This is a genomic window from Nocardia jejuensis NBRC 103114, assembly GCF_001613145.1.
Classification (GTDB): Bacteria; Actinomycetota; Actinomycetes; order Mycobacteriales; family Mycobacteriaceae; genus Nocardia; species Nocardia jejuensis.
In genome coordinates, this window is record NZ_BDBU01000072.1 from 1 (window position 1) to 13,629 (window position 13,629).

The following is a 13,629-nucleotide window of genomic DNA, read 5'->3' on the forward strand; positions in this document are numbered from 1 at the left end:
CCGGCGGCGGGCAGGGCCACGGCGGCCGCGGCCAATGCGCTGCCCCGCAGCATGTTTCGTCGGGATATCGCGGACAGTGGGGTGTATGGACGGCGATTCAACGGATCACTCCTCGATACGTGGTGACGCCCGGGTCGAGTCAGGCGTGCCCGGTGGCGGGGTGCGCGCCGGGCAGCGGCGGAAGTCCGTCGCGGCGCGCCCGCACTCGCTGGTGATGCTCGGTGGCGGTGTCGCGCAGCTCACGAACGAGGTTCTGCGCGGCGGGGATCGGCGCGTGGTGGCGCACGGCCCGTGCGGCGAGGGTCGCCGAGAGGCGCAGCGGCAGCATGCGTTCGGGCGGGCGGACTCGGGTCATCACCTCGAGGACGCGTGCGGCCAGGGCGGGGTCGGTGTCGGCGGCCCGATACAGCTCCACCTCCAGCGGCGTCATCGCCTCACCGCGGGCGAGCCGGTTGGTCCACTGGTAGATCGGCAGGCAGTCGAGTTCGCGCCGGCGTTCCCACATGTGCAGCGCGCCGTCGAGTGCGTGCTCGTCATCCAGAACCGGGGCGGCGGCGTGGGCGAGCAGGCGGCCGTAACGCAGCGCGTCGCGAATGCCCTGGGCGGTGATCGGGTCCTTGAAATGCCCCGCGTCGCCGGGCAATGCCCAGCCCGGGCCCGAGGAACGCCGGAAGTAGGAGGCCAGATCGAATGCCGTGCGGACCCGTCCGGCCGGGGTGCACCCCCGGAGCCGTTCGGCCAGTTCCGGGATCTCGGCGATGAACTGCCGATAGAGCGGTTCGGTCCGGTGCGGTCCGCGTTCGGCGCGCCCGACCGGGGGCTGGATCAGGCACAGCACGAGTCCGCCGTCACAGGGGAACGCGGTGCCGAGCAGATCCCCGGTGCGCCACTGCGCGGCGATGCCTCGCCAGCTCGGGTGCACGTCATGCCAATACGCGAAATAGCAGGCGCGCCCACTGGCCGATTCCCGGTACGGGTCATGTGCGCCGACCAGGCGGGCGACGGTGCTGTGCCGCCCGTCCGCGCCGACCACCAGGTTCGCGCGCACCTGGGTGACCGCGCCGGACCGATCGCGACAGCGCACACCGACGACTCGGTCGCGCTCATGGATCAGCTCGGTGACCCGCAGGCCCTCGCGCAGGTCGGCCCCGGCGTCCAGGGCGGTGTCCCGCAGCGCCGCGTCCAGGCCCGAACGACGCACGCACAGTGCGTGATCGACGAGTGGGTGATCGGCGAGTGGGTGATCGGTGCCCCGCACCGGTGCGAACTCGGTACGGACGACATATCCCGCGCCCCCGGCCAGCGCGGTGCGCAACCGTGGCGCGCCCAGGGCGAGTACTCGAGGCAGCGCGCCGAGCGCGTCCAGCTCGGCCACGGCCGTCGGCCAGAGCAGATGTGTGGAGAGCGTGTCGGACGGGAAGCGCCCGCTGTCCACGCCGATGACATGCTTTCCCGCCCGGGCGAATTGGATCGCGGCGGCCGTTCCGGCGCAGCGCGTTCCCACTATGACGACGTCGGCGGCTTCGCTGCGCATCGGAACTCCCACCTGCAGGACATAGCGTTCGGACACTATGTCTCACACTGAGAGAGTGAGATGAAAAGCGTTTCATGTCAATACTCTTCGCGTGTCATCGGCGCGTCGCCGAGTGTGCGGCACAATGGCCCCATGCAGCCCGCTCCGCACCGTGATCTTCGTGCCGCGACCCGGGAGCGCCCGTGCCCTCGCTGACCCGGGCCGGTCGCGGCGGACGCGCCCAGCGCGACGAACGTCGCGAGGCGATCGAGCGCCGAGTGCTCGCCGCCGTCGACGAACTGCTCGGCGGCGGTACGACATTCACCGAACTGGCCGTGCAGCGCATCGCCGACGAGGCCGACATCGCCCGATCGACGTTCTACCGCTACTTTCCGGACAAGAGTCAGCTGCTGATCCGGATGGCGGTGCTGGCCACCGACGATCAGTTCCGCGCGGCCGAACAGTGGTGGTCGAGCAGCCACGCCGACGGGGAAGCGGGTGTCGTGCACGCCATGCGCTTGATGATCGACGGGTCGCGCGCGCACGCCCACCTCCTGCGCGCCCTCTCGGAAGTCTCGGCCTACGACGCCGATGTCGGGCTCTACTGGCGCGGCCGGATCGAAACCTTCGTCGCACTGGTCTGCGACGCCTGCATACCGACCAGGCCGCGGGCCGCCTGCCCGATCACGTCGACATCACCGCCACCGCGATCGTCCTGACCTGCATGGTCGAACGCTCCATCGGCTTCCTGCTGGCCACCGACACCGTCGACGACGAGCAGATGGCCCGATCCCTGGCCCGCGCCATCTGGCTCACCATCTACGGCCGAGTACCGGACTGAACCGGGTATCGCGGCAGGTGGCCGCCGCTCGACGCGCAGGTGTGACCGAGCGACTCGAACCCGCTGCGAGCCACACTGTTCGGCGCGCCGACTCGTCCCGACGCCCCGGCCGCGGAGATTGCGTTCGGGGTGAGCGCAAATCTGTTCGACGGCAGCGCAAGTGGGTTGGATACGGTGAATGAGTTCTGCGCAGCGCCGGAAGTTGAAGACCGTGACGGGCGTCAGCGGGGCGGTCGGGGTCTATGACGCCGCGATCGATCCGGGGCAGTCGACCGTGGCCTCGTCGATCGAGGTCGCGAAGCTGGCGGAGGCGAACGGGTTCGACGCGCTGTTCGCGGCCGACCTGCTGAGTTTCGGCGCCCAGGGCGCGATCGGGGCGCAGGAGCCGCTGATCTTCCTGAGCGCCCTGAGCGCGGTGACCACCCACGTCGGGCTGATCGCCACGGTGACCAGTACTTTTCACCATCCCTACAACCTCGCGCGGCTGTTCGGAACGCTCGATCACGTGAGCAACGGTCGCGCGGCATGGAACCTCGTCACCTCCTCGGTGGGTGAGGAGAACTACGGCGATCAGGAACTGCCGAGCCCCGAGGAGCGATACGCGCGGGCCACCGAATCGCTCGAGGTCGTCAACGCGCTGTTCGACAGCTGGCGGCCGGGCGCGCTGACCTCCGACGGCCGCGGTGGCTCGCAGCTGAATTCCGATCTGGTGCGTCCGATCGAGCACTCCGGGAAGTACTTCACGGTGCGCGGACCGCTCAATATCCCACCTCTGCCGCAGCGGCGGCCCGTGCAGTTCCAGGCCGGGCAGTCCGCCGGGGGTATCGAGCTCGGCGCGCGGTTCGCCGAGGTCGTGTTCACCTCACTGCCGACGCTCGAAGACGCGGTCACCTACACCAAGACGATCCGATCCCGGGCCGCCGAACTCGGACGGGCGCAGGGACTTCCGCTCATCATGAGCTCCTTCCACGCCACCTACGGTGCCACCGAGGCCGAAGCGCGCCGCCTGGTCCTCGACGCGGCCGAGAACACCGATTTCGACGCGGGCCGAATCCTGCTGGCGGACATGCTCGGCGGCGGAGTGGATCTGTCGGAACTGCCGCTGGACAGGCCGATCCCGGAAAGCCTGCTCCCGGACGTGAATTCGGTGAACCGCCGGCGCGGCCGGGTGGAGATCTTCGCCAAGCTCGCCGCCTCGGGCCGCACCCTGCGGGAACTGATTATCGCCTCGAAGGACACCGGCCACTGGGCTGCGGCCGGAACGCCGGAGCAACTCGCCGACGCCATCGAGGAGCGTTATCGCGCAGACGTTCTCGACGTGATATCCCTGGGCGGGCTCGCCGATCCGCGCACCCGTGACTTCGTCCTCGAGGGTCTGCTGCCCGAACTGCGCCGCCGCGGCATCGTCGGCACCGACTACCTCGGCGACACCTTCCGCGACAACCTCGAACTCCCCCCGCTGCCCGCACCCTGAGCCGAGGATGTCCCCCGAGAGTGTCCGTACCGTCGAGTAGATTCTGGCCCATGAGTTTCTGGGGCGGGATGTTCGGTTCGAAGCAGGGAAATTTCGGCGAGCGTGCGTTGACGATGGTGCTGGCGCAGGATTCGGTGGCAGGAGCCGAATTCGACGCGAAGGCGTTCGAGATCGCGTATGTGAAGCGCGACGGCGAGCGGGGACGGATCAACCTCACCACCGTGTTCCGCCGCTGCGAGGACGCGACACCCGAAGCGGCGGAGCGGATGCTGACCGACTTCGTGCGAATGAACAAATGGGAGGGCGGTCCCGAGGAGCCGACCGGCTGGGCCGCGGCCGCGCCGCTGGTACGTCCGCTGATCCGCCAGGCCGGGGATCTGGACATGCGGGTGGAGGGAATGCGGATCGCGGACCACACCCTGTGGCGGCCGGTCGCTCCGTGCCTGTCCGAGACGGTCGTCCTGGATCAGCCCACCTCGATGCAGCGGGTGACCCCGCACGATCTCGAGCAGTGGGGCATCGACGCGGAGACCGTGTTCTCCACGGCCAGAGCGAATCTGGCGGAGCTGGCGCTGGACACCATCGGCGCCTACGACCCCGGTGCCAGCAACGGGATGGTCTACATCGGGGACAACAGCGGGGATCTGTACGCGGGCTCGCTGCCGCTGGTGGACGGCTGGCTGGCGGGCGTCGGCGCGAAAGCCGGTGCGCGGCCGATCGCCTTCGTCGCCCAGAACGTCGGCGTGCTGTTCGGGGTGGAGTTCTCCGAAGCGCATGTGGAGCGCCTGGTCTCCCTGGCGGGGGAACTGTTCGACAACGGTATCCGTCAGGTGTCGCCGATGCCCTATACGGTCGACGAGCAGGGCACGCTCGTTCCGTACCAGGTCCATCGGAACCATGTGGCCTGGAAGGACATTCGGGCCGCCGAGTCGAGACTGTCCGCCGCGGTCTACGGGCAGCAGTACGACTACCTGCGCGCCGATCTCGACGAGGGCCGCACCGAGGACCGGGCCGCGAAACTCATGCACGCCCGCAAGCCGGACGGCACCGAGACCACGATCGCCCCCTGGACCGATGGGGTTCCCACCCTGCTGCCGCGCGTGCACACCGTCACCCTGACCGACCCCGAGACCGGCGAAACCTTCGGCGTCCCTTGGGAAACGCTCGCGGCCGAAGTCGATCTGCCTCCGGCCGCGGGCATCTACCCGCCGCGCTACCGCGTCGAATTCCATCCCGACGAGAACGTCATGGCACGACTACGGGCCGCGCAGCGCATGGACTGAGCGCGTGCGCCGCTACTGTTTGCGCCGGACCGAGGCTTCGACCAGATCCAGTACGGCTTCGAGATTGTCATTGGCGTGGCCGGAGGCGATGCGCGCGATCAGGCCGTCGAGCACGAGGTCCAGATAACCCAGCAGGACCTCGGTGGGCACATCGTCGCGCAGGGCGCCCGCGGCCTTGCGGCGTTCGAGGCGAGCCACCGTCGCGGCGGTGAGTTCGGTGGAGCGCTCCTCCCAATGGGCGCGGAACTCCGGATCGTTGCGCAGCCGGCGCGCGATTTCCAGTCGGGTGCCGAGCCAGTCGAAATCCTCTGGGCGCGCGAGCATATCGCGCATGACCTGGATCAGACCCTGGGTGGCGGCGACCTCCGCCATGCGGCCGGCGTCCTCCTGGGCGAGGGCGAGGAAGAGGGCGTCCTTGTCGCGGAAGTGGTGGAAGATGGCGCCTCGGGACAGACCGGTCGCCTCTTCCAGACGGCGCACGGTGGCGCCCTCGTAGCCGAACTCGGCGAAACAACTGCGTGCTCCGTCGAGGATCTGGCTGCGCCGGGCGGCGAGGTGGTCGTCACTGACCTTGGGCATGGACTCCTCCGAAACGGGGTGTGCGGAATCTCCGCACCGATCTCACGGACCGGTGCGGAGATTCCGCACTAGCGACGAGCGAACCGATCCTGACGGACCGGGCGGCGAACCTCGGCTTCCATCACACGGAAACCGGTGCCCGCCACCGCGACTCGGCTGTGAAACAGCCCTTCTCAGCCGAGTCGCCGCAGCTTCACTGCGTTATGGGATCCTCCCCGTGAGGGGAACGGGCCGAATCAGCCGCGGATCATGTTGCGCAGCACGAACTGCAGGATGCCGCCGTTGCGGTAGTAGTCGGCCTCACCGGGCGTATCGATGCGGACGACCGCGTCGAAGACGACCTTCTCGCCGTCGGTCTTGGTGGCGGTCACCTTCATGGTCTTCGGAGTCACACCCTCGTTCAGCTTGGTGATCCCCTCGATGTCGAAGGTTTCGGTGCCGTCCAGCTTCAGCGACGCGGCGGACTCGCCGGCCGGGAACTGCAGCGGCACAACGCCCATGCCGATCAGGTTCGAGCGGTGGATGCGCTCGAAGGACTCGGTGATGACGGCCTTGACGCCCAGCAGGCTGGTGCCCTTGGCGGCCCAGTCGCGCGAGGAGCCCGAGCCGTATTCCTTGCCGCCCAGCACGACCAGCGGGATGCCCGCGGCCTGGTAGTTCTGCGAGGCGTCGTAGATGAAGGACTGCGGGCCGCCCTCGAGGGTGAAGTCGCGGGTGTAACCACCCGAGACGTCGTCCAGGAGCTGGTTGCGCAGGCGGATGTTCGCGAAGGTGCCGCGAATCATGACCTCGTGGTTACCGCGACGCGAGCCCAGGGAGTTGTAGTCCTTGCGCTCCACGCCGTGCGAGTCGAGGTACTGCGCGGCCGGGGTGCCCGGCTTGATCGGACCGGCCGGGGAGATGTGGTCGGTGGTGACCGAATCGCCCAGCAGCGCGAGCACGCGAGCGCCCTTGATGTCGCTGACCGGGGTCGGCTCCATCTGCATGCCGTCGAAGTACGGCGCCTTGCGGACGTAGGTCGAGTTCTCGTCCCATGCGAAGGTGTCGCCCTCGGGGGTGTTCAGACCCTGCCAGCGCTCATCGCCCTGGAAGACGGTGGCGTAGGACTTGGTGAACATGTCCCGGCTGATCGCCGACTTGATGGTGTCGTCGATCTCCTGCGGGGACGGCCAGATGTCCTTCAGGAACACCTCTTTGCCGTCGGTGTCCTTGCCCAGCGAATCGGTCTCGAAGTCGAAGTCCATGGTGCCCGCGAGCGCGTACGCGATGACCAGCGGCGGGGAGGCCAGGTAGTTCATCTTCACATCGGGGGAGATGCGACCCTCGAAGTTGCGGTTGCCCGACAGGACCGCGGTGACCGACAGGTCGTTGTCGTTGATCGCCTTGGAGATCTCCTCCGGCAGCGGACCGGTGTTGCCGATGCAGGTGGTGCAGCCGTAACCACCCACGAAGAAGCCCAGCTTCTCCAGGTACGGCCACAGGCCGGCCTTCTCGTAGTAGTCCGAGACGACCTGCGAGCCGGGGGCCATGTTGGTCTTGACCCACGGCTTGGACGCGAGACCCTTCTCGACCGCGTTGCGGGCGAGCAGCGCCGCGCCGATCATGACCGACGGGTTCGAGGTGTTGGTGCAGGAGGTGATGCCCGCGACCACGACGGCGCCGTGATCGAGCACGAAATCACCGCGCTCGGGATCGGAGACCTTGACCGGCTTGGACGGACGGCCGGTGTTGCCGTTCGCGGCGGACGGCACGATCGCGTCGTCGTCGGCGAAGGACAGCACGGCGGGATCCGACGCCGGGAAGGACTCCTCGATCGCCTCGTCCAGATGCGTGTGCGGGGTGGCCGCGGCCGGGCCCGACTCCGCGTCGTTGGTGTAGTTGTGGATGTCCTTGCGGAACGCGGTCTTGCTGTCCGACAGCAGGATCCGGTCCTGGGGGCGCTTCGGGCCGGCGATGGACGGCACCACGGTGCCCAGGTCCAGCTCCAGGTACTCCGAGTACGCGGGCTCCTTGTCGGCGTCGTGCCACAGGCCCTGCTCCTTGGCGTACGCCTCGACGAGCGCGAGCTGCTCGTCGCTGCGGCCGGTCAGGCGCAGGTAGTTGATGGTCTCCTCGTCGATCGGGAAGATCGCCGCGGTGGAACCGAATTCGGGGCTCATATTGCCCAGGGTCGCGCGGTTGGCGAGGGGAACCTCGGCCACACCGGCGCCGTAGAACTCGACGAACTTGCCGACGACGCCGTGCTTGCGCAGCATGTCGGTGACGGTGAGCACCACGTCGGTGGCGGTGACGCCGGGGACGATCTCACCGGTCAGCTTGAAGCCGACGACGCGCGGGATCAGCATGGAGACGGGCTGGCCCAGCATGGCCGCCTCGGCCTCGATGCCGCCGACGCCCCAACCCAGCACGCCCAGGCCGTTGACCATGGTGGTGTGCGAGTCGGTGCCGACACAGGTGTCGGGGTAGGCCTGGCCGTTGCGGACCATGACTGTGGGAGCCAGGTACTCGATGTTGACCTGGTGCACGATGCCGACGCCCGGCGGGACGACCTTGAAGTCGTCGAAGGCGCCCTGGCCCCAGCGCAGGAACTGGTAGCGCTCGCCGTTGCGCTGGTACTCGAGGTCGACGTTGCGCTCGAGGGCATCGGCGCGGCCGAAGACGTCCAGGATGACCGAGTGGTCGATGACCATATCGGCCGGGGACAGCGGGTTGACCTTGCTCGGATCGCCGCCGAGGGTGGTCACGGCCTCACGCATGGTGGCGAGGTCGACGATGCAGGGCACGCCGGTGAAGTCCTGCATGATCACGCGGGCCGGGGTGAACTGGATCTCGGTGTCGGGCTCGGCCGACGGATCCCAGTTCGCGATCGCGCGGACGTGATCCGCGGTGATGTTGGCGCCGTCCTCGGTGCGCAGGAGGTTCTCCGCGAGGACCTTGAGGGCGTAGGGCAGCTTCTCGGTGCCGGGGACGGCCGAGAGGCGGAAGATCTCGTAGGAGTTGCTTCCGACCTCGAGGGTGCCTTTGGCGCCGAAGGAATCGATACTCGTCACGTTCGCTCCACTCGTCTGTGAATGGTGGCCACCGGCGGGGCTGTGCCGATGGCTCGTCGAGGAGCTGGTCCTCGTCCGGTTCTCGACTCTAACAGTACGCTTGTCCTGTGAGCGCACGGGGGAGGGTCCCGTACCGGCCGGTGACACCGTTGTCCATATATCCGTGGTGCCCCCGGCACTCGTGCCGTAACACTTCAGCGTGGCGTGGTGAGGTGATGTGAGTGGCCGTCGCGTACTGTGCGTTCGTGACCGTCTCGCACACCTCGGGTTTCACGCCGATGAAGGCGGAACTACCGCCGAACACCGACCTCAAGGCCATCATCGCTGATCTGGCCGACAATCATGTCGCCGCCCCCAAGGGTCGCAAGCAGGACGGGCTGGCCGATATCGCCGCGAGCGCGCGCGATCACGGCATCGATCTGAACATCATTGTGGTGCCGGGCAATCCGGGCATCGAGGCGACCCTGCGCGATCTCGCGACCGAGGTCGGCAAGATCGAGCACGGCACCGTGGTCGTCTTCAGCGACGATTGGGTCGGCACGGCCAGTGACTCGTTCACCCGCGCCCGGCTCGAATGGGCCGAGGACAAGTCCAAGTACCGCGGCTCGGATCACACCGAGGAGGCGGCCCGGACCTTCGTCGATCGCCTCGAGCAGCCCGAGACCGTGTCCTGGACGATCATCACGCTGGTGATGCTGGTCGGTCTGATCTCGGTGATCGGCGGTCTGGCCGTGGTCAAGATGCGTCGCGCGCCCGAGGACGAGCCGGTCGCCGACGAGCGCCCGCGCACTCCGGTCGCCTGAGCCCTTCTTCTTTCTGAGATCGCGGCTTCTCCCTGAGGGTGCGCGCCCGCGCGGCCCGGTCTCGTTCGCCGACGTTTCGCCGACGGCCGGAAGGTTTTCCGGCCGGTCTCGCGCCGCCCACTCGGGAACCCGCCGACGAAAACCGGCAAATGACCAGTTACGCATAAATTGGACGTAGTTTGCTCGGGCGTGGCTGACCCCTGCCGTCCGGTAAGTGTCATACGGTTTCGCGATGGCACGTTTGGGGATGAAGTGCCGGATGGGACTTCAGGGAGGCGCGATGCGGGAGCCTGCGAGGCGCCGGGCACGCCCGGCGCGAATCGCTACGGAGTTGCTCGTAGCGTTGGTGGTGCTGTCCGTGGGGGTATCGAACGGACATGCCGCCCCGCCCCCGCCGCCGAATCCCAGTGACAGCGACATCGCCGAGGCCGGGGGACAGGTCGAGGCCGGAGTCGGTCAGGTCGGCGCGCTGATCAATCAGGTGGCCTCGGTCGAGCAGCAGTTGCAACAGCTCGACGACGCCGTCGCGGCCCGCCGCGAAGCGGTCAACAAGGCGCTGGTGGATCTGCAGATCGCGCGCGATGTGGCCGACACCGCGGCCCGGCGGGTCGTTCAGTGCCAAGGTGATCTGGTCGATGCCGGGGCGAAAGTCGATGGCGCGCACCGCGACTTCGACAAATACGTGGCCCAGGTCTACATGCGGCCCGGTTCGACCTCCCTGGTCAACTATCTGGCCGCGCCCACTCCCGAGATCGCGCTGGATCGCGCGCAGATCCTCACCATCGCCTCGCTCAATCAGCAGCAGGTGGTCAACGGACTGCGTCGCACGCAGGTCGATCAGGCCAACAAGACCTCCGTCGCGAAGCAGGCCCAGCAGGCCGCCGATGCCGCCGCGGGCGAGGCCGAGGCGAAGAAGGCGGACGCGCAGAACGCCGTCGCCGCCGCGCAGACCGCCTTCGATCAGGAAGCCGCGAACCGCAACAATCTTGTGCAGCAGCGTGATTCGGCGCAGCAGCGTCTGGATGCCGCGCGTGCCACCGTCATCGGCCTGCAGGGGCAGCGCGATACCTACCTGGCGTGGGATCAGCAGCGCCGCGCCGAGGAAGCCGCCGCCCGCGCCGCGGCCGCCGCCGCGGCCGCGCGCGTGGCCGTCGACCGGGACTCCAGCGACCGTGCCGCCGCGGCCGCCGGCGGCCACCGCCCGCACACTCAGCTCGACAACTCCCCGCCCTCACCTCGCTACGGTCAGCAGCCGAATCGCGCCAGCGGCAACCGTTCTGAGCTCATCGAGATAGTCGTCGACCGCGCCATGGCCCAACTCGGCGAAATCTACGCCTGGGGCGGGGGTGACGAGGACGGCCCGACCCTCGGCATCCGCGACGGTGGCGTCGCCGACGCCCACGGCGACTACAGCAAGGTCGGCTTCGACTGCTCCGGCCTGATGATCTACGCCTTCGCCGGCATCGGCGTCTCCCTCCCGCACTACAGCGGCTACCAGTACTCCATGGGCTCCCGGGTCGACGTCTCCGACCGCGAACGCGGCGACATGCTCTTCTGGGGCCCCGGCGGCAGCGAACACGTCGCCCTCTACCTGGGCGACGGCAAAATGATCGAGGCCCCCCAATCCGGCGAGGTCGTCCGCGTCTCCCCGGTCCGCGAAGGCGGCATCATGCCCTACGCGATCCGCATCATCTCCTGACCGGAACGGTACGGCTCCGGTCGAACCCGACGCTCTCGCAACATCATTCGGACCCATAACGGCAGACGTGTGCCGATTCTCGCCCCGGGGATCTCAGTGTTTGCGGGCCGTGCAGATGTGGGACTTTGCCATTTCGATTTGTTCGTCGGTCAGTGCGGGCGCGGTCAGTGGCCGGCGCGGGGTGGCGTCGGTGCGTACTCCGTTGAGGACGACGTTCTGGTAGCGCTTCCAGATGTCGGGGTTCACCGGCTTGGCGAACTCCGCGAGCGCATCGACCATGTGAACGAGTGCGAAGAAGTCCGAGGCCTCGATATCGTGCTGAATCGCCCCCGCCTCACGGGCGCGATCGACAAGTGCCGCGACGGTCGGCTTGATCCGGTCGCGCACCTGGGCCAAGCTCGCCAGATCGTTGTCGAGTTCCAGCATCACTTCGCTGAGGCCACGGTTGGTGGCCAGGTGCGTGCAGGCGTACTCGAAGAATTGCACCAGCCCGTCCCATGGATCGGGATGAGTGGCCGCGGTCTCGGCGGCGATCACGAAATCGCTGACATTGGCCGCGAAGACTTCGGCGATCAGTTCCTGCTTGCCGGCGAAACGGCGGTAGACCGTCCCGACGCCGACGCCCGCGCGTTCGGCAACGTCATCGAGGGTGATCTCCAGCCCTCGTTCGGCGAAGAGCTGTCGAGCCGCTTCGACGATCCGCTGCTGGTTGCGGACCGCGTCGGCGCGTAAACGCCGAGGTGGAGACCCCGCAGTGGTGTGGTTCACAACCGCCTCCTCATGAGACGTGGGACTAAGTGGAGGCAGAACCTCCGTTACGGTGCTAGCTTATCCCATAAGCGGAGTTCGGTCCTCCGCATCAAGCCTCCAGAACCAGGGGAAGACATGACAACCACGTACGAACGAGGGGCACCCGCCCCCGAGAAGACGGATTCGGGCCGCCGCGGCTCGCATGCTCTGCGCTGGTGGGTGCTCGCCGTGCTGGGCGTGGCACAGCTCATGGTCGTGCTCGACGCAACCGTCGTGAATATCGCACTGCCCGCGGCGCAGGCGGACCTGGGCTTCGGCGACGGCGATCGGCAATGGGTGGTCACCGGATACGCACTGGCTTTCGGCAGCCTGCTGCTACTGGGTGGTCGGCTCAGTGACCTGTTCGGCCGGCGCAACACCTTCATCGTCGGCCTTGTCGGTTTCGCGGTCACCTCGGCTGTCGGTGGCGCGGCCACCAGCTTCGAGATGCTCGTCGCCGCACGTGTCGGACAGGGTGTCTTCGGTGCGCTGCTCGCACCTGCCGCGCTGTCGCTACTGAGCGTCACGTTCACCGAACCTTCCGAGAGGGCAAAGGCTTTCGGCATCTTCGGTGCGGTGGCCGGTGCCGGTGGCGCCATCGGCCTGCTGCTGGGCGGCATGCTCACCGAATGGGCCTCGTGGCGCTGGGTGATGTTCGTCAATCTCGGGTTCGCCGCGGTCGCACTGGTGGGCGCGGTCCTGCTGCTGGCCAAGCACACCGTCACCGAACGGCCCCGGCTCGATATCCCGGGCACCCTCGTGGTGACCGCCGCGCTGTTCGGCATCGTCTACGGCTTCTCCCATGCCGAATCGACCAGCTGGACCAATCCGGTCACCCTCGGCTTCCTGATCGGCGGCGCGGCACTGCTCGCGGTGTTCGTGTGGTTGGAGACCAAGGTCGCGAATCCGCTCCTGCCGCTGCGCATCGTGCTGGATCGCACCCGCGGCGGTTCGTATCTGACCGTGTTCGTCATGGGCATCGGTATGTTCGCGATCTTCCTGTTCCTCACCTACTACATGCAGTTGAGCATGGGCTATTCGCCGATCAAGACCGGTCTGGCCTTCCTGCCGATGGTCGCGGGCATGGTCATCTCCTCCACCACGGTGCCCTCGCTGGTGCTGCCCAAACTCGGCCCGAAGATCGTGATGAGCGGTGGCTTCCTGATCGCCGCCGCGGGGATGGGCCTGCTCACCCAGATCAGCCTGGACAGCTCCTATGTCACCAATATCCTTCCGGCACTGGTGCTCATGGGCCTCGGCCTCGGTGGTGCGATGTCGACCGCCTTCCAGGGCGCGACCTCGGGTGTGCACCACGAGGACGCGGGCGTCGCCTCGGCGATGGTCAACACCAGCCAGCAGGTCGGCGGTTCGATCGGCACCGCATTGCTGAGCACCATCGCCGCATCGGCCGCGACCGACTACCTCGGTTCGCATCAGCCGAGCGCGCTGGCGGCGGCGCAGGCACAGATCGAGAGCTACACCACCAGCTTCTGGTGGGCAACCGCGATCTTCGTGGCGGGCGCGGTCCTGACCGGGATCCTGATGCCCAACACGGTTCCGGCGCCCTCGGAAGGGGAACCCGTGCTCGCGCACTGATT

At 67.9% G+C, this 13,629-nt stretch carries 11 protein-coding genes; 6 read left to right on the top strand and 5 right to left on the bottom strand.

The window, feature by feature from the left end; genetic code table 11:
* Together NJ1_RS41085 and NJ1_RS36265 are read right to left on the bottom strand one after the other, a co-directional pair.
* Nucleotides 1-101 (bottom strand): twin-arginine translocation signal domain-containing protein (locus NJ1_RS41085; RefSeq protein ID WP_157574590.1); only part of this gene is annotated, 101 nt, incomplete at its 3' end.
* A 38-nt stretch (nucleotides 102-139) separates the two neighbouring features.
* Entirely contained in the window at nucleotides 140-1,534 is a 1,395-nt protein-coding gene (locus tag NJ1_RS36265) for an NAD(P)/FAD-dependent oxidoreductase (RefSeq protein ID WP_067704400.1), read from the bottom strand.
* A gap of 182 nt (nucleotides 1,535-1,716) precedes the next feature.
* On the opposite strand from NJ1_RS36265, the gene NJ1_RS36270 reads away from it, so the two are divergent.
* From NJ1_RS36270 to NJ1_RS36280, 3 genes are all read left to right on the top strand, one after another.
* Complete coding sequence (locus NJ1_RS36270; protein ID WP_245717738.1) at nucleotides 1,717-2,232, top strand: TetR/AcrR family transcriptional regulator; 516 nt, start codon at nucleotides 1,717-1,719, stop codon at nucleotides 2,230-2,232.
* A gap of 300 nt (nucleotides 2,233-2,532) precedes the next feature.
* Nucleotides 2,533-3,828, top strand: coding sequence for an NtaA/DmoA family FMN-dependent monooxygenase (locus NJ1_RS36275; RefSeq protein WP_067704403.1), 1,296 nt, complete (start codon nucleotides 2,533-2,535; stop codon nucleotides 3,826-3,828).
* Nucleotides 3,829-3,878: 50 nt separating this feature from the next.
* Nucleotides 3,879-5,111, top strand: coding sequence for a DUF1444 domain-containing protein (locus tag NJ1_RS36280; protein ID WP_067704406.1), 1,233 nt, complete (start codon nucleotides 3,879-3,881; stop codon nucleotides 5,109-5,111).
* 12 nt (nucleotides 5,112-5,123) lie between these two features.
* Here the strand turns inward: NJ1_RS36280 and NJ1_RS36285 are convergent, their stop codons facing one another.
* Together NJ1_RS36285 and NJ1_RS36290 are read right to left on the bottom strand one after the other, a co-directional pair.
* A complete protein-coding gene (locus NJ1_RS36285; RefSeq protein WP_067704409.1) occupies nucleotides 5,124-5,690 on the bottom strand; it encodes a TetR/AcrR family transcriptional regulator in 567 nt (188 codons plus the stop codon).
* A gap of 236 nt (nucleotides 5,691-5,926) precedes the next feature.
* A complete protein-coding gene (locus NJ1_RS36290; protein ID WP_067704412.1) occupies nucleotides 5,927-8,740 on the bottom strand; it encodes an aconitate hydratase in 2,814 nt (937 codons plus the stop codon).
* Nucleotides 8,741-8,985: 245 nt separating this feature from the next.
* On the opposite strand from NJ1_RS36290, the gene NJ1_RS36295 reads away from it, so the two are divergent.
* Both NJ1_RS36295 and NJ1_RS36300 read left to right on the top strand, forming a co-directional pair.
* Entirely contained in the window at nucleotides 8,986-9,543 is a 558-nt protein-coding gene (locus NJ1_RS36295) for an Rv1476 family membrane protein (RefSeq protein WP_067704434.1), read from the top strand.
* A gap of 247 nt (nucleotides 9,544-9,790) precedes the next feature.
* Nucleotides 9,791-11,242, top strand: coding sequence for an NlpC/P60 family protein (locus NJ1_RS36300; RefSeq protein WP_422615811.1), 1,452 nt, complete (start codon nucleotides 9,791-9,793; stop codon nucleotides 11,240-11,242).
* A 93-nt stretch (nucleotides 11,243-11,335) separates the two neighbouring features.
* Here the strand turns inward: NJ1_RS36300 and NJ1_RS36305 are convergent, their stop codons facing one another.
* Nucleotides 11,336-12,010 carry a TetR/AcrR family transcriptional regulator gene (locus tag NJ1_RS36305; RefSeq protein WP_067704414.1) on the bottom strand — a complete coding sequence of 225 codons (675 nt, stop codon included), beginning with the start codon at nucleotides 12,008-12,010 and terminating at the stop codon, nucleotides 11,336-11,338.
* A gap of 117 nt (nucleotides 12,011-12,127) precedes the next feature.
* Between NJ1_RS36305 and NJ1_RS36310 the strand changes: the two genes are divergently transcribed.
* Nucleotides 12,128-13,627 carry an MFS transporter gene (locus tag NJ1_RS36310; protein ID WP_067704416.1) on the top strand — a complete coding sequence of 500 codons (1,500 nt, stop codon included), beginning with the start codon at nucleotides 12,128-12,130 and terminating at the stop codon, nucleotides 13,625-13,627.
* The last annotated feature ends 2 nt before the right edge of the window (nucleotides 13,628-13,629 follow it).

Bases quoted from the DNA above. Each gene is read 5' to 3' on its own strand.
- NJ1_RS36310 (WP_067704416.1), top strand. From the start codon at position 12,128: ATGACAACCACGTACGAACGAGGGGCACCCGCCCCCGAGAAGACGGAT.
- NJ1_RS36285 (WP_067704409.1), bottom strand. From the start codon at position 5,690: ATGCCCAAGGTCAGTGACGACCACCTCGCCGCCCGGCGCAGCCAGATC.
- NJ1_RS36280 (WP_067704406.1), top strand. From the start codon at position 3,879: ATGAGTTTCTGGGGCGGGATGTTCGGTTCGAAGCAGGGAAATTTCGGC.
- NJ1_RS36300 (WP_422615811.1), top strand. From the start codon at position 9,791: ATGAAGTGCCGGATGGGACTTCAGGGAGGCGCGATGCGGGAGCCTGCG.
- NJ1_RS36275 (WP_067704403.1), top strand. From the start codon at position 2,533: ATGAGTTCTGCGCAGCGCCGGAAGTTGAAGACCGTGACGGGCGTCAGC.
- NJ1_RS36265 (WP_067704400.1), bottom strand. From the start codon at position 1,534: ATGCGCAGCGAAGCCGCCGACGTCGTCATAGTGGGAACGCGCTGCGCC.